Below are 23873 nucleotides of genomic sequence, written 5' to 3'. Positions count from 1 at the left end.
TCTACTTCAGCGGCAGCGCGCCGCCGACTCCACCCACATCGGTGATCTTCCAGCCGTCGTTCTCATCGATCGTCACGCTGTAGCTCACGGTGGTCTGCGCGCCGTCCGGAGTCTGGGCGTTGGTCGAGTTCACGTTGACGAACACACTCACCTGATAGACGCCGCTGTCCTCGGACATCACCTTCGCGGTGATCGGCGACGCGGTGGAGGTCCACTTCAGCGGTATCAGGACCCGCTCCAGCAGCGGAGCGGTCGAATCCATCTTGCCCGCCAGCTGATCGGTGGTGCCCGCCTTGAGGCTGCCGACCCAGCCGTTGATGTTCTGGTAGTCGACGGTGGCCGCGCCGACCGCGTATTCGGTGGCGACCTGTTCGGCGCGGGCCTCGGCCGTCGCGCGCGCCTCGCGATCGGCGATATCGCCGCGGGTGGACAACCACAGCGCGGCGAACACCACGACGGCGATCGCCAACGCGCCGATGACGGCACCGCGGACGATGGTCGACACCTGCACCGAGACGGTGCCTGGTCGGACGGGTTCGGGTGTCGGCGCCGTGGGAGCCGGTGCGGCTTCCTTGTCGATGGTCGCGGTGGCGCCGCTTCCGGAGTGCTCGGTCATTGATCCTCTTTCGATCGCATACCGCATCGCACAAACTCCCCGGCGGCGATGCCTTGCGAACATCAGGCTAACGAATTGGTCACAAGTACCTCGAACCCAGGGTCACATACACCAGTTGACCGGCCGAGCACCGGGCACCCCGGAGTGTGAGCCGATCGTCGCGATGAGCAGTACCGCACGGATGAGACACTGGAGGGCGTGACGATGACGACGAGCGAGCAGAGCACGGCGCTGCGGATCGGGCCGTATCCGGTCGATCCGGCGGTGGTGCTCGCGCCGATGGCCGGAATCACAAATCTGGCGTTCCGCAGACTGTGCCGCGAGTTCGGCAGCCCGACCTCGATCTATGTCTGCGAGATGATCACCGCCCGCGCGGTGGTGGAACGCAATGAGAAGACCCTGCACATGATGTCGTTCGATGCCGACGAACATCCGCGATCGATGCAGCTCTACGGCGTCGATCCGGCCACACTCGGCGAGGCGGTCCGCATCATCGTCGGCGAGGGCTTGGCCGATCACATCGATCTCAACCTCGGCTGCCCGGTCCCCAAGGTGACCAGGCTCGGCGGAGGCGCCGCACTGCCGTACAAGCGGGCACTGTTCGCCCGGATCGTGCAGGCGATGGTGGCCGGAGCCGAGCCGGCGGGCGTGCCGGTGACGGTGAAGTTCCGCATCGGCATCGATGACGATCACCTGACCTATCTGGACGCGGGCCGGATCGCCGAAGCCGAGGGCGCCGCGGCGGTCGCGCTGCATGCCCGCACGGCGGCGCAGCGGTATTCCGGGGAGGCCGACTGGTCGGCGATCGCCCGGCTCAAAGAGGCTGTCACCACCATTCCGGTCCTCGGCAACGGCGATATCTTCTCCGCCGACGATGCCGTGCGGATGATGGACGAGACCGGCTGCGACGGCGTCGTCGTCGGGCGCGGATGCCTCGGTAGGCCGTGGCTGTTCGCCGAACTCCAGGCCGCGCTACGCGGCGAGCCGCTGCCCGAACCGCCGAATCTGGGCCGCGTCGGCGAGGTGCTGCATCGGCACGGCGCGCTGCTCGCCGATCACCTCGGCGAGGAAAAAGCCATGCGTGACCTGCGCAAACACATGGCCTGGTACCTGATGGGCTTCCCGGTGGGGGCGGATCTGCGGCGCTCGTTCGCGACGGTGTCGAGCCTCGTCCAGCTCGAGGACCTCATCGGCAAGCTCGATCCCAGCGCGCCGTTCCCCCGCGACGCCGAGGGTCCGCGTGGCCGCCAGGGTTCACCGGGCAAGGTCGCCCTGCCGCACGGCTGGCTCGACGATCCCGACGATCCGGCCGTTCCCGCGGGCGCCGATCTGATGCACAGCGGCGGCTGAGCGTCGGCGAAGGACCGCGGCCGGGCAACTGTTCAGCATTCGCTTCGGCATATGACATTTCGATAGAGCGGGCTTCGCGCCGGGTGGCCGACCGTGGCGGAATCGTTATCATTGCGGAATCACTTCGGTCGACCGGCCGCGGTGGCGACAACGCCGTGCCCGGTCGATCAGCGGTCAGACTGGATACAACAGTCCGGCCGGGCAATGCGGCAGAACGAAAAGCGAGGTTCGTTGGTGGGTGACGATCGGCACGGGCATTCGCCACGGCCCGGAGGTCGCGCCCCGTGGGAGCGGTATCCCGCGGCGGGTTCCCCCGAACGAGATGGCGTCGACGCGCCGCGTAGATCCCGCCATGCCGACGTCACCCCTGACGTCGAATCCACCTCGATCTCGGTCCAGGATCTGGTCAACCGGGTCGACAACGAACGCACCGGCAGGCGAAGGGCCGCCGAACCCGCTCCCGGGCGCGGTCAAGAACCCCAGGGGCGGCCCGCATCCGGGCGCCAGTCGCAATCCCCGCAGCGACGGCCCGACACCGCCGCGCGACAGCCGATCGCGCCGGAACAGCGACCCGTGCCCGGCGCACGGCAGTCCCGGCCACCGCAGCCACCCGCCGCGCTCGATCAGCACCGCACACCACCGAATCAGCGGCCGTCGGCCCCCGTCCCGCCCGACGATGGCAGGCGGCCCGCGCCGCGCCGCGGCGAACCCACCCAGCGCCGAGCGGTGGATCCCACTCTCGCCGACGCCCCGTACCCGACTGCCGAGGCACCGCCGCGCGGTAGGGAAACCGGTGCGCTGCGGCGTCAGCCCGACCCAGGAGTCGGCGGCCCGACCCGCCCGGACCCGAAACGCCGACAGCCCGCCGCGACCGCGGCCGATTCGGCGGCGCCGAAGTCCGGCCCTGGCCGCGCCCGGCAATCGAACAGCACACCGCGCGGCGCCGGGAAGACGGGCGCCTCGCCGGTCGTCCAGGACATCGCCGGAACGGCCGAGGTGGCGAACCGACGCGGTGAGCCAGAACCTCCCGAGGTCGTCACCGATGTCATTCCGCCCGTCGACGACGCCAAACGCCCCGGCCGGGCACGATCCACGACCGGTTCCTGGCCGACCACCGAAAGCGCCGCGACGCCGGAAGCCGTCGGTTCGCCGCGGCGGACCCGGCTGGCCGAGAGCAAGCTGCGCAAACATCGCCGTGCACGTCTGGCCGGACGGGTCACGCTCGCCGTCTTCGCCGCCGTTGCGCTCCTGATCACCGGCGGCGGCTGGACCTATCTTCGCGCCGGGGAGAACGGCCTCAATCAGGTCTCCGCCCTCGGCGACAACTCCGAAGACGTCATCGACGGCAATGCGCAGCTCGGCGATGAGAATTACCTCATCGTCGGCACCGATACCCGCGCCGGCGCGAACGGGGAACTCGGCGCCGGAACCATCGAAGACGCCGAAGGCGCCCGCGCCGACACTGTGCTGCTGGTGCATGTTCCGAAGAACCGCCAGCGCGTGGTCATGGTGTCCTTCCCTCGCGACCTGGACGTGACCCGACCCAAATGCGACGGTTGGGACAATGCCAACAACAGCTACACCGAGGAGTCCTACCCCTCGGAGATGGGCGGCAAGCTCAACGCGGTGTACGCGCTCGGCGGACCGCGCTGCCTGGTGGCGACCATCCAGCGGTTGACCGGTAGCACCATCAATCACTTCATCGGTATCGATTTCGCCGGTTTCGAGGCGATGGTCGACGAGGTGGGCGGCGTCCAGGTCTGCACGACCGAACCGCTCATCGACGACGAGCTGGGCACCGTGCTGGAGAAGGCGGGCAAGCAGACCATCAACGGTGCGACCGCGCTCAACTACGTGCGCGCCCGCAAGGTCTACGGCGAGATCCGCGGCGATTACGACCGCATCAACCGTCAGCAGAAGTTCCTGGCCTCCCTGCTGCGCACCGCCCTGTCGAGCAAGGTCCTGCTCGATCTCGGCAAACTCAACGGCTTCGTCAAGGCCTTCTCCGCCGCCACCTTCGTCGACAAGGTCAAACCGGACGATCTGCTCACCCTCGGCCGCTCGCTGGCCGGCGTCGACGCCGGTGCGGTCACCTTCCTCACCATCCCGACCGCTGGCACCACCGCCTACGGCAACGAGATCCCGCGCGAATCCGATATCAAGGCCATCTACAAGGCGATTCGCGACGATCAGCCACTGCCGGGCGAGAAGCCGGGTGCGACCGCACCGCCGCCCTCCCCGGCACCCGCCGCGCCGGAGCCGCCCGCCTATGTGGCCGTCGACCCGAGCACCGTCTCGTTGCTGGTGTCCAACGGTTCCGGGATCAGTGGTCAGGCCAGCACGGTGGCCAACAAACTGAACAACGTCGGCTTCCCGATCTACAACACCGGCAACTACACGGCCGGTATCTCGGACACCACGATCGTGCGGTACACGGCGGGCTATGAGGCCGAAGCCGCCACGGTGGCCAGCGCGATCCCCGGTGCGAGCATGGCGGCATCCGACGCGGAGGATCTCGGCGGCATCATCGAGGTCGTCCTCGGCTCCGACTACCAGGGCGTCGTCAACGAGCCGACGGCCGTGGGCGAGGCGATCACCGACGTCCCTGCCGCACCGGCCGCCACCGGCGAGGTCGTGCTGCCGGATGACCTCGAGCACATCAACGCCGCCGACGACATCTGCTCCTGACCTCGCCCCGGCATTTCACCCGCTGTTCGTGACTTGGACAGCGGCGCGAACTAGTGTCAGTTTTCATGCGTGTCATCTACAACGAGCAAATGGCCGGTCTCGCTCAGCTGTTGGGCGAGATGGCCGGTCTCGCGGGTTCGGCCATGGAACGGGCCACCCAATCGCTGCTCCAGGCCGATCTGTCATTGGCCGAACAGGTGATCAGTGAGTACGACCGGATCTCGGAGATGATCTCCGATGTCGAAGAACGGACGTTCGCGCTGCTCGCGTTGCAGGCACCGGTCGCGGGGGATCTGCGGCAGGTGGTGAGCGCCATCCAGATCGTCAACGACGTCAACCGGATGGGTGCGCTGGCCCTGCACGTCGCCAAGGTGACCCGCAGGCGGCACCCGAACCACGCGGTTCCCGAATCGGTCAACGGCTACTTCGCCGAGATGGGCCGGATCGCGGTCAGCATGGGTGAGAGCGCCAAAGAGGTGCTCGAGACCCGCGACCCGGAACGCGCGGCCCAGCTCAACCAGGAAGACGAGGCGATGGACGATCTGCATCGCCACCTGTTCACCCTGCTGATGGACCGCGATTGGAAGTACGGCGTCGCCGCGGCCGTCGATGTCACGCTGCTCGGCCGCTACTACGAGCGCTTCGCCGACCACGCCGTCGAAATCGGCCGCCGGGTGGTGTTCCTCGTCACCGGCGAGCTGCCATCGGACGACGACGCCGAGGTGTAACGGACATACGGAAAAGGCCCGCGGATCACGCGGGCCTTTTCCGTATTCAGGGAGCCGGGTCGTCCCGGCTCCCACACATCACCCGAAGCGACCGGAGATGTAGTCCTCGGTCTGCTTCTGCGACGGGTTGGAGAAGATCTTCTCGGTGTCGTCGATCTCGATCAGTTTGCCCGGTTTGCCCTGGGCTTCGAGATTGAAGAATCCGGTCTGGTCACTCACACGCGCGGCCTGCTGCATGTTGTGGGTGACGATGACGATGGTGAATTCCTTCTTGAGCTCGGTGATCAGATCCTCGATCGCCAGGGTGGAGATCGGGTCGAGCGCCGAACAGGGTTCGTCCATCAGCAGCACATCCGGGGAGACCGCGATGGCGCGCGCGATGCACAGGCGCTGCTGCTGACCACCGGACAGGCCGCCGCCCGGCTTGTCGAGCCGGTCCTTGACCTCGTTCCACAGGTTCGCCCCGCGCAGCGAGCGCTCGGCGACCTCGTCGAGTTCCTTCTTGCTGCGCACGCCCTGCAACTTCAGTCCGGCCACCACATTGTCGCGAATCGACATGGTGGGGAACGGGTTCGGACGCTGGAAGACCATGCCGATGGTGCGGCGCACACCGACCGGGTCGATCTGCGAGCCGTAGATGTCCTCACCGTCGAGCATCACCGCGCCCTCGACGCGGGCGCTCGGAGTGACCTCGTGCATCCGGTTGAGCGAACGCAGCACGGTGGACTTACCGCAACCCGACGGACCGATGAAGGCGGTGACGCTGCGGGGCAGCACGGTCAGCGATACGTCGGCCACGGCGTGGAATTTGCCGTAGAAGATGTTCAGGTCTTTGATATCGATCCGCTTGGCCATCGTGGTTATCCGTTCGCTTCTATCGGTTCCGCGTGAGCAGTTTGTTGACCGCGGCGGCGGCCAGATACAGCAGCGCGATCATCAAGATCAGGGTCAGCGCCGCGCCCCACACCCGAAGTCGGCCCGCCGGCTCCGGGTTCGCCAGCTCTTGGTAGATCAGCAGCGGCAGCGAGGCCATATTGCCGTCGAAGACATTGAAATTGATCGACTTGCTGTAGCCGACCAGCACCAGCACCGGCGCGGTCTCACCCATGACGCGGGCGAGTGCGAGCAGGATGCCGCTGATCATGCCGGGCAGTGCGGTCGGGATGACGATGCGCAGGATGGTCTTCCACTTCGGCACGCCGAGCGCGTAGGAAGCTTCACGCAGTTCGTCGGGGACGAGTTTGAGCATTTCCTCGGTGCTGCGCACCACCACCGGCAGCATCAGCAGCACGAGCGCCAGCGAGACCGCGAACGCGCTCTGCGGGAAGCCCATGGTCGCGATCCACAGCGCGAAGATGAACAGCGCGGCGACGATCGAGGGAACACCCGCGAGGATGTCGACCATGAAGGTGGTCACCTTGGCCAACCGGCCGCGCCCGTATTCGACCAGGTAGATCGCGGCCATGATGCCCAGCGGCACCGCGATCACCGCGGCGACGGCCGATTGGACGATGGTGCCGTAGATCGCGTGGTACACACCGCCCGCGGTCTGATCGGGCAGCACGCCCTTCTGCGAATTGAACCACCAGTCGGCGGAAATGATCGCCTCGAAGCCTTTGCTGACCACCATCCACAGCACCCACACCAGCGGGATCAGCGCGATGCCGAACGACAGCGTGATCAGGCCGGTGGCGAGGTTGTTGCGGATCCGGCGGCCGGTGCTCACATGCCGGAAGGTCGGTGCCTTGACCGGTTTGTCGAGGGTCGTCGTCGTAGTCATCACTGGTTGACCTTTCCGCCGGACGCCAGCCGGGCCAGCGCGTTGACCACGAAGGTCAGGGCGAACAGCACGAAGCCCGCGGCGATATAGGCGCCGGTGGGCAGCGCGGAGCTGAACTCGGCGGCCGATGCGGCGATCCGCGAGGCGAAGGTGTAGCCGCCGTCGAACAGCGACCAGCTGCCCGCCTGCGCGGCGGTGCGCAGCACGATGAGCACCGCGATGGTCTCACCGAGCGCGCGCCCGAGACCGAGCATGGATCCGGCGATGACGCCGCTGCGGCCGTAGGGCAGCACCGTCATCCGCACCACTTCCCATTTGGTCGCGCCGAGCGCCTGCGCGGCCTCGATATGCGAGACCGGGGTCAGCGCGAACACTTCACGGGAGACCGAGGTGATGATCGGCAGGATCATCACCGCGAGAATCACACCGGCGGTGAAGATCGTGCCGCCACCGGAGATCGACACGTTGCCGTCGGCGAACAGGAAGAACCAGCCGAGGTTCTCGTTCAGGGAACGCTGCACCGGCTCGATCTGCGGCGCGAGCACCAGGAAGCCCCAGAGACCGAAGACGATCGAGGGCACCGCGGCCAGCAGATCGATCAGCATCGCGAACGGCTTGGCCATCCGGTTCGGTGCATAGTGGGTCAGGAACAGGGCGATGCCGACACCGATCGGCACCGCGACCACCAGCGCGAAGATCGAGCTGAGCACCGTGACCATGAACAGGTCGCTGATACCGAACCGCAGATGGTCGGCATCGGTGGTGGAGAACTCGGAGCTGGTGAAGAAGTTGGCCTCATTGGCCATGACCGAGGGAACCGCGCGAATCAATAGGAACAGCGCGATCAACGCGATGGCGCCGACGATCGTCGCGCCTGCTGCCGTGGCCAGCGACCGGAAGATCGTCTCGGTCCGCTGACTGTTGGGCTGTCGTCCCTTGACAGAGGGTGTCTCGGGCTTCGGTTCGCTCGACATAGGCGCAGTTTCTCCAGCCGCCTGCCGGTTCGTCGTCTTCGACGAACCGGCGGGGGCCACCTCAGGGTGCACGGTCATGGCTGGCAGACGATCAGGAGATGGCGTTGATCGCGGCGGTCAGCCGAGTCTTGAACTGGTCCGGGATCGGGATGTAGCCATTGTCGGCCAGACCTTCCTGGCCGTTGGTGACGGCCGACGTGAGGAACGCCTTGACGGCGGTGGCCGTATCGGCGTTCGGGTACTTGGAGCACACGATCTCGTAGGTCGCCATCACGATCGGGTAGGCCCCGGCCTGGGTCGGCTTGTAGAACGAGGAGGTGTCGAGAGCCAGGTCGTTGCCTTCGCCCTTGATCTTCACACCGTCGATCGCCTTACCGGCCGATTCCACCGACAGGGTCACCGGCTCGGGGCCCGCCGAGGTGATGATCTGGGCGATCGACAGGTTCTGCGCCTTGGCGAAGGCCCATTCGTTGTAGGTGATGGAGTTCTTGGTGTTGCCCACCGCGGCCGAGGTGCCCTCGTTGCCCTTGGCGCCCTCGCCGACACCACCGGCGAAGACCTTGCCGGCGCCCTTGCCCCAGGCGCCGTCGGAGGCGGCGTCGAGGTAGAGCTGGAAGTTGTCGGTGGTGCCGGACTCATCGCTGCGGAAGATCACCGCGATGGGCTGGGCGGGCAGCGCGGCGTTCGGGTTCAGCGCCTTGATCTCGGGGGCGTCCCAGGTCTTGACGGTGCCGTTGAAGATCTTGGCGGCGGTCGGGCCGTCGAGCACGAGGTCGGTGACGCCGTCGACGTTGTAGGTGATGGCGATGGGGCCGAAGACGGTCGGCAGGTTCCACGCGGGCGAGGCGCAGCGCTGCTCGGCCTTGGCGGGCTCGTCCTTCTTCGCGCTCAGCGGCGAGTCGGAGCCGCCGAAATCGGTCTGGCCGCCGATGAACTCGCTGACACCGGCACCGGAGCCACTCGAGGTGTAGTTGAGGGTCTGTCCTTCGCAGTTGGCCTCATAGGCCGTGGTGAAGCGCTCCATGGCGTTCTTCTGCGAGGACGCCCCGCTGGCCTTCAGCGCTTCCTTGCCACCGCAGGCGACGTTGGTGTTCGCCGCGGTGCCGGTGGCCGAGGTGTTGTCATCGCTGCCGCAACCGGCGAGCGTCATGGCACCGGCGGCCAGCACACCGACGAGTGCGCTGCTGCGCTTGAACTTCACAATTCCTCCGCATGTGGCGTAGCTACTCGCCCGGCCCCTCACCGGTCCGGGCGGGTGATGTGGTGCGGTTCGCGGGGAACTTGCGCACCAGGCAGCGCGTGCTGCCCACAGGTAACGTAGTTTCGCCCGGTGGACAGTTGGACCAGGCTGGGTGAACGGAAGGTGAACAGCCTGACGATATCCGCGCCTACCGCTGTGACATTTGCCCCACATTTACTCGAACTCCCCGAATCGTCTGATTACCGTTCAGTTGGGTGAGGCGCCGGTGTCCGGTTCGCCCGATTATCGACCGACGCTCCCGGCGGCGCTGTAGGCGGCGTCCACATGGGCGACCGCGAAGCCGAGCCGGGTGTAGGTGCGCACCGCCGATTCGTTGTCGGCCTCGGTGTACAGCAGCACCGCACTCAACCCGCGGTCGCGTAGGTAGTGCAGTCCCGCCAGGGTGAGCAGTCTGCCGAGACCGCGCCCCTGGGCCGCCGGATCGATCCCGACCACATACACCTCACCCAGCGGCGGATCGAGTTCGGCGTGCACCTTGGTCCAGTGAAATCCCAGCAGCCGCCCTGGATCGGCGGCGTCGACCGCGAGGAACAGTCCCTTCGGGTCGAACCATGACTCGTCGCGCCGTACCGCGATATCGCGTTCGGTCCAGCCGCCCTGCTCGGGATGCCAGGCGAAGGCGGCATTGTTGACCCGCAATATCTCGGCGTCGTCGTGCGGACCGGCGTAGGTGCGCAGCACGATCCCGTCGGGCACCGCCAGTTCGGGTAGCTCCTCGGTAGCCAGATCGCGGCGCATCTGCCAGAGTTCCCGCGCGATGCTCAGCCCGAGCCGCGCCGACACCGCACGCGCGGCGGGCAGGTTTCCGTGGGCCCACACCCGCGTCCCGGCACCGCCCGCGGCGAGCGCTTCGGCCACGAGGGCGGCGCCGTAGCCGTTGCCGCGCACCGCGGGATCGACCACGACCTCCGCCATCGCCGGATGCTCGCCCCGCGCGGGCGCGAGATTCGCGTAACCGATCACCGCGCCCTCGCGCAGCCCCAGCAGATGGCGGGCCGCGGCGGGCTCGCGTAGCGACAGCACGGCCTGTTCGGAGACGGCAGCCACCCCGTCGGCCTCGGCGGCGCGGTCCAGCGTCGTGCGCACCTGTTCGGCGGCCTCGGTGTCGAGTCGATCGCTCCAGCGCATCGTCATGTCGCTCATTCGCATACCACCCATCCAACTCTGTCGTCGGAAATCCGTGCCGTGCTGCCTGTCAATTTAGTGGCAAAACGGACATTTCCCACCGCTGGTGAGCGGGCCGTTATCTAACGTGCCGCTATTTAGCGGTGCCGTTGATCGGCGTGAGCGGAGTGTCGTCGGAACCATCGGGTTCCTCCTCGGGGAGGTTCGGCGGCTCCCCCTTGGCGTTCGAACGCGCCGGGCGCACCGCCTTGTAACCCACATTGCGGACGGTGCCGATCAGCGATTCGTATTCGCTGCCGAGCTTGGCGCGCAACCGTCGCACATGCACGTCGACGGTCCTCGTGCCGCCGAAGAAGTCGTAACCCCACACCTCTTGCAGCAGCTGGGCTCGGGTGAACACCCGACCGGCATGCTGCGCGAGGTACTTCAGCAGCTCGAATTCTTTATAGGTGAGATCGAGCGGACGGCCACGCAACCGGGCCGTATAGGTCCCCTCATCGATCACCAGCTCGCCGAGGGTGATCTTGCCGGTACTCTCCGGGCTGGCGACGCCACCGTTGCGGCCGACCAGCAGCCGCAGGCGCGCGTCCAGTTCGGCCGGGCCGGTACCCGGCAGCAGGATGTCGTCCAATCCCCAGTCGGCATTCACGGCGACCAGGCCGCCCTCGGTGAGCACGGCCACCACCGGCACCGATGATCCGGTGCTGCCGAGCAGTCGGCACAGCCCGCGCGCGGCAGCGAGATCGGTGCGCGCGTCCACCAGGGCGACATCCGCGGTACCGGCCTCGAGCAGTGAGGCCACCTCCGTCGGCGCGGGTCGCACGGTATGTGCGAGCAGCGCGAGCGAGGGCAGCACCGACTCCGGGTTGGGGTCGGATGTGAGCAGGAGCAGCTCCACAAGCACTCCTCCCATTTCGTAGCCACGCGAAAGCCCGGCATCGTCGCCGCGTGCCACGTCGCTGGTCACAGGTGATCGGATGCAAGATTAGCGCGTATGACCGGATGAGCTTGCCATCCGGGTGAGCGGCCCGGTTACTGTTCATCACATGCGCAAGCTGATTATCGGGCTGCTGTGTCTCGCGGGACTGGCGGTGGTCATCGATTTCGGCGCCGCCGCGTATTCGGAGTACCGCGTCTCCCGGTCCCTGCGTGAAGGCGCCGATCTGAGCGCCGATCCGGAGGTGACCTTCCACGGTTTCCCGTTCCTGCGGCAGGCGTTCGACGGCCGCTACGACAACATCGCGATCACCGCACGCAGTATGCGGCCGGACATCCCGGGTGAGATCGCCGTCGAGGCGACCCTCACCGGTATGCGGCTGCCGCTCGGCGATCTGGTCGACGGCCAGGTCCGCAGTGTGCCGGTGGACCGGGTCGATGTGCGCATGCGGGTGGAACCGGTGGAACTCGGCAGACTGTTCGGCATCCCCGACCTGCAAGTTCATTCGCGTCCGGCGGACAAATCCGACGGCACCGGCGGATCGGGCGGCACCGGGATGACCACCGCGGGCGCCCTCGTGCTCACCGGAACCCTGCCCAAGGCGCCGACCGGTCAGTTCGGCGCGAAGATCGCCGGTGAGCGGGTGAGCGTGCAGGCCGATCTGCTGCTGGACGGCGACCAGATCCGGGTCATCGCCACCGGTTTCTACCGTGGTCCCGACGACACCTCCAGCGTCGTCGTCCCCGAGGCCGACGCTCCGGCCGTACTGGCCCGATTCACCCGTACCATCGATACGAAGGAACTTCCGTTCGGCATCCGGCCCACCGAGGTGTTCGCGCTCGGCGGCCAGATCGTCGTCGAGGGCAGGGGTGAGAACGTGACGATCGACCTCGACAGATTGCGGCGACAATGATCGAAATCACAATTCTGGTGGTGATGCTGCTGGCCGGTATCGCCATCGGGCTGTATCTGCGCGGCCGGGAGGGCACCGTCCGCCCGGCCACCCTCGACAGCGGCAACGATGAGCGGGCCGAACTGCTCGCCGCCGCTGGCGTCACCGGGTCGGGTCCCGCCGTACTGCATTTCTCGGCCGAATGGTGTGGCCCGTGCAGTGCCGTGCGCCGCGTAGTCGCCGGTGTCACCGAGGATTTGGCCGATTCACCGCAGCCGCCGCGCGATATCGAGGTCGATATCGACGCCGACCCCACCCTGGCCAAGGCGCTCAATGTGATGTCGTTGCCGACCACGTTCGTCTTCGACGCCGAGGGCCGCGAGCGCTTCCGCATCTCCGGCGTCCCCCAGGTCGGCGATCTGCGCAGTGCGCTCACCCCGCTGACCGTCTGAAACCGGCCGTCTACCTGGCCTGACATGTTCTCGATCAACCCGGGGTCCAATTCTCCCCGGGAATTGGGTAAACTGCCTTCCGTGCAATCCCACCGCGAGCTGATGCTCACCCGACGCCGCACAGTTGATCTGTGTCGGCTCGGTGGTTGTTGCTGCCTGTGCCGCTGATCGGTCGGCCCGCTCAGATTTCCTGACGCCGACCAGCGTTCGCCGCGCGAGAGATCCCTTCGATCCCCCGGCGAATTGGCAAATTTCCCGCCGAACAGCACATCGAGCGCAGGAGTACCTCCGATGTCCACCGATTCCATTGAAACTTCCGGAACCAGGTCGATCCCGGCCGGGCACGTCGACGTGCGCGGACCGCGTTTCGTCGCCTGGGTCACCACCGCCGTCCTGGTCACGGTCCTGGTCGCCGCCGCCTTCTCCCCCGTGATCGCCGCGGTGCTCATCGCGGTACAGGCGGTCGTCTTCGGGCTCGGCGCCGCCAACGGACCGAAACGGCACCCGTACGGCCGCATCTACGCGAACCTCATCGCCCCGCGCACCGGCCCGGCCACTGCATCCGATACGGCGCTCGCGGGTCCCTCCGTGGTTACGCAAGCTGCCTCCTCCGGGCCCGTCGCTCCCGCCGGGACCGAACCCGAAGCGCCGCTGCGGTTCGCCCAACTACTCGGCCTGGCCTTCGCGGCCGTGAGCCTGCTGGGCTTCGTGCTCGGCGCCCCCGTCGTCGGCGCGATCTTCGCCGGCTTCGCCCTGTTCGCGGCGTTCCTGAACGCGGCGTTCGGGATCTGCTTGGGCTGCCGGATCTATCCGCTGGTAGCTCGTCTGCGCCGGGCCCCGAGCCCGGCACCGAACTGACCCTGCAAGTCACCACCGAAAGGAACACTATGGCCCGCTCCGATGTCCTGGTCTCCGTTGACTGGGCCGAAGAGAACCTCAAGACCCCCGGCGTCGTCTTCGTCGAGGTCGACGAGGACACCTCCGCCTACGACGGCGGCCACATCGAGGGTGCCGTCCGGCTCGATTGGAAGAAGGACCTGCAGGATCAGGTTCGTCGTGATTTCGTGAACCAGGAGCAGTTCTCCGATCTGCTCTCGGCGCGCGGTATCGCCAACGACGACGAAGTCGTGCTCTACGGCGGCAACAACAACTGGTTCGCCGCCTACGCCTACTGGTACTTCAAGCTGTACGGCCACAACAACGTCAAGCTGCTCGACGGTGGTCGTAAGAAGTGGGAGCTCGACGGCCGTCCGCTGTCCACCGAGGCGGTCAGCCGCCCGGCCACCCAGTACAAGGCCTCGGCCCCCGACGTGTCGATCCGCGCGTTCCGTGACGAGGTCATCGCGGCCATCGGCGCCAAGAACCTGGTCGACGTGCGGTCCCCCGACGAGTTCTCCGGCAAGATCCTGGCTCCCGCGCACCTGCCGCAGGAGCAGAGCCAGCGTCCCGGCCACATCCCCGGCGCCATCAACGTGCCGTGGAGCAAGGCCGCGAACGAGGACGGCACCTTCAAGTCCGACGACGAACTGACCGCGATCTACGCCGAGGCCGGTCTCGACGGCTCCAAGGACACCATCGCCTACTGCCGCATCGGTGAGCGTTCCTCGCACACCTGGTTCGTGCTCCAGGAGCTGCTCGGCCACCAGAACGTCAAGAACTACGACGGCAGCTGGACCGAATACGGTTCGCTCGTCGGCGCACCGATCGAGTTGGGAGCGTAATAACCATGTGTGCAGCACCTACCCAGGGTCAGGCCATTCCCGCAGGGGTCGACGTGGAGAAGGAAACGGTCATCACCGGCCGTGTCCTCGGCACCGACGGCCAGCCGGTGGGCGGCGCCTTCGTGCGTCTGCTCGACGGCAACGGTGATTTCACCGCCGAGGTCGTGGCATCGGGAACCGGTGACTTCCGGTTCTTCGCCGCGCCGGGCGCGTGGACCGTGCGTGCGCTGAGCTCGGCGGGCAACGGCTCGGCCGAGGTCCGCCCCGACGGCGCGGGCATCCACAGCGTGGACGTCGCGGTCGCGAAGTAATATCGCAGCGGATACGGCCCCGTGGTCTCCTGTTACGGAGACCACGGGGCCGTTCACGTATCTGCCGGGCGGTTTCGCTGTCGCCGGAGGATAGTTCGCCCGAGTCACGGTGCCGTACGCGAATGCACTGCCGTACGCAGGCGCACAGGCTGTTCACAGCGTCACGACCCCCGTACGCAGAGCCGCAGGATTGTTCGCAGAGTCACCGGGGCCGTGTGCCTCGCGCCGCGCGGTAATAGCTAGACTCCAGATGTGGTCCTCTTCTTCGAGATTCTGCTGGTGGCCGTGTCCATCCTCATCGGGTGGTTCGGCCTGTACGTCTTCTACCGGCTGTTCACCGAGTCATGAGCGTCAGCGGCCAGAGGCGGCAGCGCAGCGTAACCACGCAGGCCGCCGCTCATGACTTCATGGGCTCAGTGTCATGAGCGATCTCGCGAGCGAAGGTTCCGATCCGGCCGAGCGAGCGAGTGAGAACATGAATGGCAACGCTCCGGCCGAGCGACCGGAGCGGCGCAGCGGTGATCAAGCCGTGGCCGACGCCGTCGAGCGGGCGAAATCGACCGGCGCCCGCAATATTCCGGTGCTGCCGGATCTGCCGCTGCCCGAGGACACCGCGAATCTGCGCCTCGGGCCGGACCTGAGTTCGGCCATGCTCGCGCTGCTGCCGATGGTCGGCGTCTGGCGCGGTGAGGGTGAGGGCAACGATCCCGAGCGCGGAGATTACCGGTTCGGGCAGCAGATCATCGTCTCCCATGACGGTGGCGACTTCCTGGCCTGGGATTCGCGTTCCTGGGTGATCGAATCCGATGGCAGTTACGGCGGCCCCGATCTGCGTGAGACCGGGTTCTGGCGGGTCGGCACCGATGCCGATGACGAGGTCATCGAGCTGTTGTTGACGCACAGTTCCGGCATCGTCGAGCTGTTCTACGGTGAGGCGCTCACCCAGTCGTCCTGGGAGCTGGCCACCGATGTGGTGATCCGCAGTCAGTCCGGTGTGGTCGTCGGCGGAGCCAAACGGCTGTACGGGATCGTCGAGGGTGGGGATCTGGCCTACGTCGAGGAGCGGGTCGTGGCGGACGGGCCGTTGGCGCCTCGGCTGTCGGCGCGGTTGCAGCGCTATATCGGCTGAGCGGTTTCGACCGAGCGCGGTATCCGGTTTTCGGGTGCCGCGCTTTTCTGTACTTCCCCGGATTTCTGTACTTCCCCCGGATATGGAACGACCCCCGAGTCGTACCGGTGTGCTGTGCACAGCGGTCCCGATCGGACAGGATCGGGGACTCGGGGGCCGGGTGACTGCCTTGGATTCACTATCAGCGCCCTCGCCGACGGGAATCCGTACAGCGGTGACGCCTAGCTGGCAGCCACCTCACGCGTCCAAGAGTCAAACATTCTTCAGACCACCTCCTTCCTTGTGTACTGACGAATCTAGCCACGCGTCATGAGGTCGGCAACGGAATTTCGCGCGCGGCGCAACCGGTGCCGTCACTACCGTGGGCAACCGCGCTGACCTGGCCCGATGCGTCGACGTGCAGAACCAGATCGGCCCGATGGTCCGAGGGGAGCTGATGTGTGACGACCACCACAGTCCGGTCGGAGTCGACCAGGCCGCTGTTCTCGTCGAGCAGGGCACGCAGCAGGTCCCTGCCCGGCTCGGCTTCCAGGTGCTCGGTGGGTTCGTCGAGCAGCAGGACCCGGGCCGGTGAGATCAGCGCCCGCGCGAGCAGGATCCGGCGGCGCTGACCACCCGAGACCGCTGCCGCACCACCTACCAGATCGGTGTGGATGCCGTCCGGCAGGGAATCGAGCCACGGCCCCGCGCCCACCGCGCGCAGCGCCCGCTCGCCCTCCTCGGCCGTGAGATCACCGCGCGCGACTCGCAGGTTCTCCAGGACGCTTGTGCCGAACAGATGGGCGTCCTCGGCGAAGAAGGTGACGCCAGGGACCGGGGTATCGAACAAGCCCGCCCATGCCATCAGCAGAGTGGTCTTGCCCGCACCGCTGGGACCGGTGATCGCGATGCGCCGGGCGTCGGGGCGCTGCGGGTAGGTGCGCAGCGAACCACGCGGATTCGGCTCGGTGTCCGCGGCCGCTTCGAGTCGGCGCAGGGCCGCGCGGGCGGTGGTGAGGGTCTGGGCGGCGGCCGGGAGCGAGCCGACCGCTTCGAAGGCCGACAGCGGCAGCAGGACCAGGATGGTGAGCGCCATCGGCGTCATGGTGCCGGGATCGCCGCCGTTCGGGCCATAGACGGTGATGCCGATGAGCAGTGCTCCGAGCACGCTGGCGCCGATGGACAGTGGAGTGGCGGCGGCCGCCCAGGCGCTGCGGGAGGCGGCGGCGTCCTCGGCGGCGACGGCACGCGTACTCGCGGCCGATGCGGCGGCCATGGCGTCGTCCAGGCGGCCCGCGACGCGGAGTTCGGCCGCATGGTCGAGGACGGTGAGCGCCCGCGCGGTGAACTCGGCGCGATCGGCACGCACCGCCCGTTCCGCGTCGGCCGCCGCCCGCGCGGACAACCAGGGTGCCAGCACACCCGAAACGACCAGGGCCACAGCCAGAATCGCGGCCGCACCGACGGAGATCAGCCCGAGTAGCACCACAGCCGCCACCGACAGCACAAGAGCCACCGCGATCGGCACGAACGAGCGCACCACCACCGCGCCCAGATCGTCTATATCGCTGCCTACCCGCACCAGCAGGTCCCCGCGGCGCAGATGGGTGGCCGACCGATCCGACGACGCGTTTCCCGACGCCTGCTCGGCCGGGGCTTCCGTCGATCCGACGCCGTCCCTCCCAGTCGTGCGCGCGGGAGTCTCGGATGCCGAACTCCGGCGCGGTATCCACAGATCCGACCGCGCCAGCACCCGATAGGTCGCTGTCCGCGCACTCGTCATCGCCCGCAACGCCACATCGTGGGTCGCGAGCCGCTCCAGATACCGGCACAGCCCGCGCGAAATACCGAGCGCGCGCACCGCGACCACCGCAACGGTCAGATCCAGCACCGGCGGCATCTGCCAGGCCCGCGCGATCAACCACGCCGCCAGCGCGGCCAGCGCCAGCCCACTGCCCAGTGCGAGCACACCCCACCCGACCGCGACAGCCACCCGCCACGGCGACAACCGCAGCATCGACCACATGCCACGCACGTCACGCCCGAGTTCACGCATGATCGCGCCCCTCCTCGCGCACCGCCGCAGGCCCACTGCTCCGGCACGGCTGCGCCAGTGATACTGGCCGGATCCGCGACGCGAGGGTCATGGCGACACCTCCGCCGCTCGCCTGGTGGCCGATACCTCGATCACGTTGTCGGCTATCGCGAGCAGGGGTGGGCGGTGGGCGATGATGACGACCGTCGCACCGGCGCGCGCACGGGCGGTGAGGACGGCCAGCACGGTGGCCTCGGTCTCGGCGTCGAGGTGCGCGGTGGGTTCGTCGAGCAGCAGGATGGGGCGGTCGGCGGCCAGGACGCGGGTGAGCGCCAGACGTTGCCGCTGGCCGAGGGACAGGCCCGCGCCGCCCGCGCCGACCCTGGTGTCCCAGCGGTCAGGGAGTTCGTTCAGCACCGTGTCGAAACCGGTTGCCGTGCAGGCGGCCTCGAGCTCGTCGAGCACGCGCGCCGCCCCGGCACGGGTGGGTTCGGCGACGCGTGCGCCGAGCAGTTCCAGATTCTCCCGCAACGTGCCCGGCACCAGCACCGGACGTTGCGGCAGCCACGCCACCCGAGCCCACCACTGCGCCGGGTCGAGCGCCGCGACATCGATTCCGTCGACCGCGACCACACCACGATCCGGCACGATCAACCCCAGAACCGCTTGCAGCACCGTCGATTTCCCAGACCCGTTGGGCCCGGTCAGCACCGACACCGCACCCGGTCGCAGCACCGCCGACAACCCATCCGGCGCCATACCCTCGCGTGCGCGCACCGCGAGATCACACAGCTCGATGCGCCCTGCCGCAGGCAAATGGGTCCGCCCGCCTACAACACCGACTTCCACCCCGCGACGAACCATCCTGTCCGCCTGATCCCCGCCGCGCCCTGATTCCGCGACAGACTCGCCGCCAGCGCCCCCACTCCTATCCTGCTCGCGACCGTTGCGCACCCTGGCGCCGTGTCCACCGCCATCCTGCGCCCGGCCCAGGTCTCCGCGGCTATCGCGCTCGCCGCCATCGTACTTGCGGCCCACATGCCCACCACCGTCGCTGTCATACTCGCGGACGTCCTGCTCGCGGCTGTCGTGCTCGCTCGCATCATGGAGCCGAATCGCGGACGAGCGTTCGCCTCCACCGAGCCCACTGTCCCCGCAGCGGCGACCCCCGGAACCACCGATCGCGGGCGAAGCCGAGTGCGCCGCCCCAGGTGAACTCCGGCCGGGTTCGGCCAGATCAGGCCCGGTAGCCGAATCGTTCCTCAGCCGAGAATCCGACGAATCCGAGTCCGCACCGGGCGGTTCGAGGACAGCGAATGCCTTGTCCGCCGCCGCCATTCCGTCCTGCGCGGCATGGAACCGCTCCCCCACCGTGCGCAGCGGCAGATACACCTCCGGTGCCAGTACCAGCGCGACGATGCCCGCGTACAGGCTCATTTCGCCGAAGACCAGGCGCAGGCCGATGGAGACCGCGATCAGTGCGACCGACAGGGTCGCCAGCATCTCGAGCACCATCGAGGACAGGAAGGCGATCCGCAGTGCGGACATGGTGCGGCGGCGCAGATCATCGCCCAGTTCCTGCACCCGGCCCGCCATGGTGCGCGAGGATGCTCCGGGCTCGCTCGACGACGCGGCGGCCGCGGGCGCCCCGCTCTCACGCCCCAGCGCGCGCAGTGTCGGCATGCCGGCGAACAGATCGAGCAATTGGTCCGACAGTCGGGTGGTGGCGTCGAGGGTGGCGCGGGCGCGGCCTTCGGTGAGCAGGCCGATGAGGATCATGAAGATCGGGATCAGCGGCAGCGTGATCACCACGATGATGCCGGAGGTCGGGTCGTGCACCGCGATGACGGCCAGCACCACCGGCGGCACCAGCACCGCGAGGATCAGCGCGGGCAGATAGCCGACCAGATAGCCGCGCAGCCCGGACAATCCGGTGCCGACGATCACCGCCAGCTCGGTTCTGCGGGATTCCAGTTCCCGTGGCGGCAACTGCGCTCCGGCCTCGAGCACCGACTGTTCGAGTTCGGCGACCACGGAGGCGCCCGCGCGATGGGCCACCCTGGCCTGCGCCCAGGTGACCACCACACGCGCGCCGACGGCCAGGGCGAGCACGCTCAGCTCGACGCTCCACCTGCCGATATCCCGCGCGCCGGGATCGGTGATCACACCGGCGAGCACTCGTCCGATCATCACCGCGGCGACCACGATGGCGATGGTCGTCAGGACCGACAGCCCCACGCTCAGCGCCAGATAGCGGCGCGCCGAACGCGCGTACCGCCACAGGCGCGGGTCGATGGGCGGGCGGCGGGCCATCTCCTACTCCTCGACGGGTTGGCGCGACAGCCCGATACCGGGCGGAATGTGTTCGACGGTGATCCGCTTGCGGAACACCCAGTACGTCCAGCCCTGGTAGAGGAGCACCACGGGCGTCACGATGACCGCGGCCCAGCTCATCACCTTCAGCGTGTACGGCGTCGAGGAGGCGTTGTCCACGTTCAGGCTGAACGCGGCGTCCAGCGTCGAGGGCAGTACATCCGGGAACAGCGATCCGAACAGCAACGCCGAGGCGGCCATCACCGCAAGGGCGGTACCGGTGAACGCCCAGCCGTCGCGGTGGGCGAAGCAGGCGGCCGCGGCGACGATCAGACCGAACACCGCGAGGCCCAGCGGAATCCAGGTCCAGCCGGTGCCGTAGGCGAGCTGGGTCCACAGTCCGAATCCGCCGACGACCAACGCGGTCGGCGCCAGCAGCAGCCGCGCCGTGCGCACCGCGTCGTCGCGGACCTCACCGCCGGTCTTCAGGCTAAGGAACACTGCGCCGTGCAGGGCGAACAGCAGACCGGTCGTCAGCGCGCCGAGCAGCGCGTACGGGCTGAGCAGGTCGAGGAACGAGCCGGTCATCTGATGGTCGGCGTCCAGCGGAACCCCGCGCACGATATTGGCGAACACCCAGCCCCAGGCCAGCGCCGGAATCCAGGAACCGATACCGATGCCGAGATCGCAGCGGGCCCGCCAGACCGGATCATCGATCTTGCCGCGGTATTCGATGGCGCAGATCCGCAGGATCAACGCGACGAGCAATAGCAGCAGCGGGAAGTAGAACCCGGAGAACAGGCTGGCGTACCACTCGGGAAATGCGGCGAACATGGCGCCGCCCGCGGTGATCAGCCATACCTCGTTACCGTCCCAGACCGGGCCGATGGTGTTGAGCACGACGCGGCGGCGGGTGTCGGAGCCCTTGCCGAGCACCGGCATCAGCATGCCGACACCGAAGTCGAAACCCTCGAGCACGAAGTACCCGGTGAACAGCACGCCGATCAGAACGAACCAGAACTCTTGCAGATTCATCGTCGGCTCCTAGTAGGCGAACGAAAGCTGTTCGACAGCGGGCTCTTCGGTACGCGGCCCGCCGGTGTCGTCCGGACCGCCCTTCGTCGGCGCCGGCGCAGCCGGTTTGTCCGGCCCCTCGATGATGTAGCGCCGCTGTAGGTAGAACCACACCACCGCCAGCAGCCCGTACAGGATCGTGAAGGTGATCAGCGAGACCCACACCGTCGTCGCGGAGTGGTTGGATACGCCGTCCTGCACCAACAGCCGCAGGTTCGGATCACCGGTCGGATTCGGTACGACCACCCAGGGCTGACGTCCCATCTCGGTGAACACCCAGCCCGCGCTGTTGGCCAGGAACGGGGTGGGGATGGCGAGCAGGCTCAGCCAGGAGAACCAGCGTTGATCGGGCACCCGCCCACGCCGCGTCACCCACAATCCGGCGAACACCAGCAGCGCCGAACCACCGGCCAGACCGATCATGGCGCGGAAGGACCAGTAGGTGACGAACAGGTTGGGCCGGTAGTCGCCGACGCCGTACTTCTCGTTGTAGGCCTCTTGCAGGTCGACGACGCCGTCGAGGGTGACGCCGGTGAACTTGCCCTCGGCCAGCCACGGCAGCACGTACGGCACCTCGATGACGTGGGTGACGCTGTCACAGTTGTTGTGCGTGCCGACGGTCAGCACCGAGAAGTCGGGGTCGGTTTCGGTGTGGCACAACGATTCCGCCGAGGCCATCTTCATCGGCTGCTGTTCGAACATCAGCTTGCCCTGGACGTCGCCGGTGTAGATCAGCGCGACCCCGGACAGCACGATCACCAGTAGCGAGACCCGTGCCGCCGGTCGCCACATGGTCCTGGCATCGGCGAGTTTCTTCTCGTCGCCGCTGCGCGCGTTGCGCACCATCCACCAGCCGCAGACGCCAGCGACGAAGGTGGCGGCGGTCAGGAACGAACCGGCGACGACGTGCGGGAACGCCGCGAGCGCCGTGTTGTTGGTGAGCAGTTCGACAATGCTGGTCAGTTCCGCGCGCCCGGTCTCCGGGTTGTAGCGGGCGCCGACCGGATGCTGCATGAACGAGTTGGCGGCGATGATGAAATACGCCGAGGCGTTGACGCCGATGGCGACCATCCAGATGGTGGCCAGATGCAATAGTTTCGGTAGCCGGGACCAGCCGAAGATCCAGAGTCCGATGAAGGTGGACTCCATGAAGAAGGCGACAAGGCCCTCCAGTGCCAGCGGTGCGCCGAAGACGTCGCCGACGAAGCGGGAGTATTCGCTCCAGTTCATGCCGAACTGGAATTCCTGCACGATGCCGGTGGCCACGCCGAGGGCGAAGTTGATCAGGAACAGCTTCCCGAAGAACTTGGTGAGCCGATACCAGTGCTCCTTGCCGGTGATCACCCACGCGGTCTGCATACCCGCGATGAGCGGCGCTAGACCGATGGTGAGCGGTACGAACAGGAAGTGGTAGACGGTCGTGATGCCGAACTGCCACCGCGAGACGTCCAAGGCACTCACATCGACCTCCTGGGCGATCTACGACGTGTCGTAGTAAAGATTACGCGGCAGGTCACCCCGGTCAACGTGTCGAGCGACACGACACGCCGACCGTTCCCAGGGAGAAGAGGTCAGTGCGAGCCGATCACCAATCGCCGATCGCGCCCGCGCGTTCGACGCCGCGCTCCACCAGCTCGACGATCTCACCGGCGTGGTCCGGCGCCGACATGCGAAGCCCGTCCAGCGAATTCACCCGCGCCGCCAATGTGATGCTCGACAGCATCCAGATGCTGTCGCAGGTCAGCAGGTCCGCGGTGTACAGCGATTCGTAGCGGCAGTCGTACCCGGCCTTCTGCGCCTCCGCGTAGAACGCGCGCTGGGTGACGCCAGGCAGCACCCCGTTCTTCGCGGGCGGGGTGATCAACTGCTTGTCGCGCACGATCACCACGGTGGACCGCGGACCTTCGAGCACCCGGTTCTCGGTGCTGGTGAAGATCACATCGTCGGCGCCCATCCGCGCGGCGAAACGCAGGGCGGCCATATTCGTCGCGTAGGACAGGGTTTTCGCGCCGAGCAGCTGCCACGGCGCCGCCTGGGCGAGGTCGATCGAGATACCGCGCGCCAGCGTCACCACCGACACGCCTTCGGTCCTGGCCTTCGCCACCCGTTCCGGCACCCCGACCACCAGCACGAACGAGGTCGGCACCGGCACGGTTTCCGACAGCTCGCCCGAGGTCACCGAGGCCTTCATGCTGTTGAGATCGGCATCGCGGCCGCGGGTCAGCACCAGCCGCATCAACCCTTCCCGCTCGGAGCCCCACTCCTTGGCCGCCGTCTCGACCGCCTCGCGCCAGCGACCGAGTTCGGGCTCGGGCAGGTCGAGTGCCTGAGCCGAGCGGCGCAGCCGGGCCAGATGGAATTCGAGGGCGCAGGCCGCGCCGTCACGTATCAAAATCGTCTCGAAAACGCCATCACCACGCAATGCGCCGATATCGTCGGCAAACAGCAACGGCGCGTCCGCATCTCGGACCTCGCCGTCGAGTGTTACAAGAACTCGATCCACCATGC

At 67.5% G+C, this 23873-nt stretch carries 21 protein-coding genes; 9 read left to right on the top strand and 12 right to left on the bottom strand.

Features of this window, described 5'->3' with window-relative positions:
* Nucleotide 1 precedes the first annotated feature (1 nt).
* On the bottom strand, nucleotides 2–616 hold the full coding sequence (locus QH168_RS12805) for a hypothetical protein (RefSeq protein ID WP_280234815.1): 615 nt from the start codon (nucleotides 614–616) through the stop codon (nucleotides 2–4).
* A gap of 204 nt (nucleotides 617–820) precedes the next feature.
* On the opposite strand from QH168_RS12805, the gene dusB reads away from it, so the two are divergent.
* From dusB to phoU, 3 genes are all read left to right on the top strand, one after another.
* Nucleotides 821–1966 carry a tRNA dihydrouridine synthase DusB gene (dusB, locus tag QH168_RS12800; protein ID WP_280234953.1) on the top strand — a complete coding sequence of 382 codons (1146 nt, stop codon included), beginning with the start codon at nucleotides 821–823 and terminating at the stop codon, nucleotides 1964–1966.
* A 234-nt stretch (nucleotides 1967–2200) separates the two neighbouring features.
* Nucleotides 2201–4654: an LCP family protein gene (locus QH168_RS12795; protein ID WP_280234814.1), complete on the top strand. Its 2454-nt coding sequence runs from the start codon at nucleotides 2201–2203 to the stop codon at nucleotides 4652–4654.
* 65 nt (nucleotides 4655–4719) lie between these two features.
* Nucleotides 4720–5382, top strand: coding sequence for a phosphate signaling complex protein PhoU (gene phoU / locus QH168_RS12790; protein ID WP_280234813.1), 663 nt, complete (start codon nucleotides 4720–4722; stop codon nucleotides 5380–5382).
* A 78-nt stretch (nucleotides 5383–5460) separates the two neighbouring features.
* Here the strand turns inward: phoU and pstB are convergent, their stop codons facing one another.
* The 6 genes from pstB to QH168_RS12760 form a co-directional block, all read right to left on the bottom strand.
* Nucleotides 5461–6237 carry a phosphate ABC transporter ATP-binding protein PstB gene (gene pstB, locus QH168_RS12785; protein WP_280234812.1) on the bottom strand — a complete coding sequence of 259 codons (777 nt, stop codon included), beginning with the start codon at nucleotides 6235–6237 and terminating at the stop codon, nucleotides 5461–5463.
* 19 nt (nucleotides 6238–6256) lie between these two features.
* Nucleotides 6257–7162 carry a phosphate ABC transporter permease PstA gene (pstA, locus tag QH168_RS12780; protein WP_280234811.1) on the bottom strand — a complete coding sequence of 302 codons (906 nt, stop codon included), beginning with the start codon at nucleotides 7160–7162 and terminating at the stop codon, nucleotides 6257–6259.
* Entirely contained in the window at nucleotides 7162–8136 is a 975-nt protein-coding gene (gene pstC / locus QH168_RS12775; protein ID WP_280234810.1) for a phosphate ABC transporter permease subunit PstC, read from the bottom strand. Before pstC ends, pstA begins: the two co-directional genes overlap by 1 nt.
* Before the next feature lie 91 nt (nucleotides 8137–8227).
* A complete protein-coding gene (gene pstS, locus QH168_RS12770; protein WP_280234809.1) occupies nucleotides 8228–9337 on the bottom strand; it encodes a phosphate ABC transporter substrate-binding protein PstS in 1110 nt (369 codons plus the stop codon).
* Nucleotides 9338–9619: 282 nt separating this feature from the next.
* A complete protein-coding gene (mshD, locus tag QH168_RS12765) occupies nucleotides 9620–10540 on the bottom strand; it encodes a mycothiol synthase (protein ID WP_280234808.1) in 921 nt (306 codons plus the stop codon).
* Between the two features lie 115 nt (nucleotides 10541–10655).
* Entirely contained in the window at nucleotides 10656–11420 is a 765-nt protein-coding gene (locus QH168_RS12760) for a winged helix-turn-helix transcriptional regulator (protein ID WP_280234807.1), read from the bottom strand.
* A gap of 148 nt (nucleotides 11421–11568) precedes the next feature.
* Here QH168_RS12760 and QH168_RS12755 point away from each other — a divergent pair, with 148 nt between their 5' ends.
* The 6 genes from QH168_RS12755 (at nucleotide 11569) to QH168_RS12730 (ending at nucleotide 15964) form a co-directional block, all read left to right on the top strand.
* Nucleotides 11569–12372 carry an LmeA family phospholipid-binding protein gene (locus QH168_RS12755; protein WP_280234806.1) on the top strand — a complete coding sequence of 268 codons (804 nt, stop codon included), beginning with the start codon at nucleotides 11569–11571 and terminating at the stop codon, nucleotides 12370–12372.
* Nucleotides 12369–12803, top strand: a complete 435-nt coding sequence (locus QH168_RS12750; protein WP_280234805.1) for a thioredoxin family protein — start codon at nucleotides 12369–12371, stop codon at nucleotides 12801–12803. The genes QH168_RS12755 and QH168_RS12750 overlap by 4 nt, the downstream gene beginning before the upstream one ends.
* A gap of 291 nt (nucleotides 12804–13094) precedes the next feature.
* Nucleotides 13095–13661 carry a DUF4395 domain-containing protein gene (locus tag QH168_RS12745; protein WP_280234804.1) on the top strand — a complete coding sequence of 189 codons (567 nt, stop codon included), beginning with the start codon at nucleotides 13095–13097 and terminating at the stop codon, nucleotides 13659–13661.
* A 29-nt stretch (nucleotides 13662–13690) separates the two neighbouring features.
* Complete coding sequence (locus QH168_RS12740) at nucleotides 13691–14524, top strand: sulfurtransferase (protein WP_280234803.1); 834 nt, start codon at nucleotides 13691–13693, stop codon at nucleotides 14522–14524.
* Between the two features lie 5 nt (nucleotides 14525–14529).
* Nucleotides 14530–14835 (top strand): DUF1416 domain-containing protein, encoded by a 306-nt coding sequence (locus QH168_RS12735; RefSeq protein ID WP_280234802.1) that lies wholly within the window; start codon nucleotides 14530–14532, stop codon nucleotides 14833–14835.
* 421 nt (nucleotides 14836–15256) lie between these two features.
* Entirely contained in the window at nucleotides 15257–15964 is a 708-nt protein-coding gene (locus QH168_RS12730) for an FABP family protein (protein WP_280234801.1), read from the top strand.
* A 307-nt stretch (nucleotides 15965–16271) separates the two neighbouring features.
* Here the strand turns inward: QH168_RS12730 and QH168_RS12725 are convergent, their stop codons facing one another.
* The 5 genes from QH168_RS12725 to QH168_RS12705 form a co-directional block, all read right to left on the bottom strand.
* A complete protein-coding gene (locus tag QH168_RS12725) occupies nucleotides 16272–17999 on the bottom strand; it encodes an ATP-binding cassette domain-containing protein (protein WP_280234800.1) in 1728 nt (575 codons plus the stop codon).
* Between the two features lie 87 nt (nucleotides 18000–18086).
* Nucleotides 18087–20291, bottom strand: a complete 2205-nt coding sequence (locus tag QH168_RS12720; protein ID WP_280234799.1) for an ATP-binding cassette domain-containing protein — start codon at nucleotides 20289–20291, stop codon at nucleotides 18087–18089.
* 3 nt (nucleotides 20292–20294) lie between these two features.
* Nucleotides 20295–21326 (bottom strand): cytochrome d ubiquinol oxidase subunit II, encoded by a 1032-nt coding sequence (cydB, locus tag QH168_RS12715; RefSeq protein WP_280234798.1) that lies wholly within the window; start codon nucleotides 21324–21326, stop codon nucleotides 20295–20297.
* A gap of 9 nt (nucleotides 21327–21335) precedes the next feature.
* Entirely contained in the window at nucleotides 21336–22826 is a 1491-nt protein-coding gene (locus QH168_RS12710; RefSeq protein ID WP_280234797.1) for a cytochrome ubiquinol oxidase subunit I, read from the bottom strand.
* A gap of 124 nt (nucleotides 22827–22950) precedes the next feature.
* A complete protein-coding gene (locus QH168_RS12705; protein WP_280234796.1) occupies nucleotides 22951–23871 on the bottom strand; it encodes an aminodeoxychorismate lyase in 921 nt (306 codons plus the stop codon).
* Between the last annotated feature and the right edge of the window lie 2 nt (nucleotides 23872–23873).

Origin of the sequence: Nocardia cyriacigeorgica (genome assembly GCF_029868385.1) — a bacterium.
Lineage (GTDB): Bacteria > Actinomycetota > Actinomycetes > Mycobacteriales > Mycobacteriaceae > Nocardia > Nocardia cyriacigeorgica_F.
The sequence above is the reverse complement of the archived record's forward strand: the minus strand, read 5'-3'. Positions and strand labels throughout refer to the sequence as shown.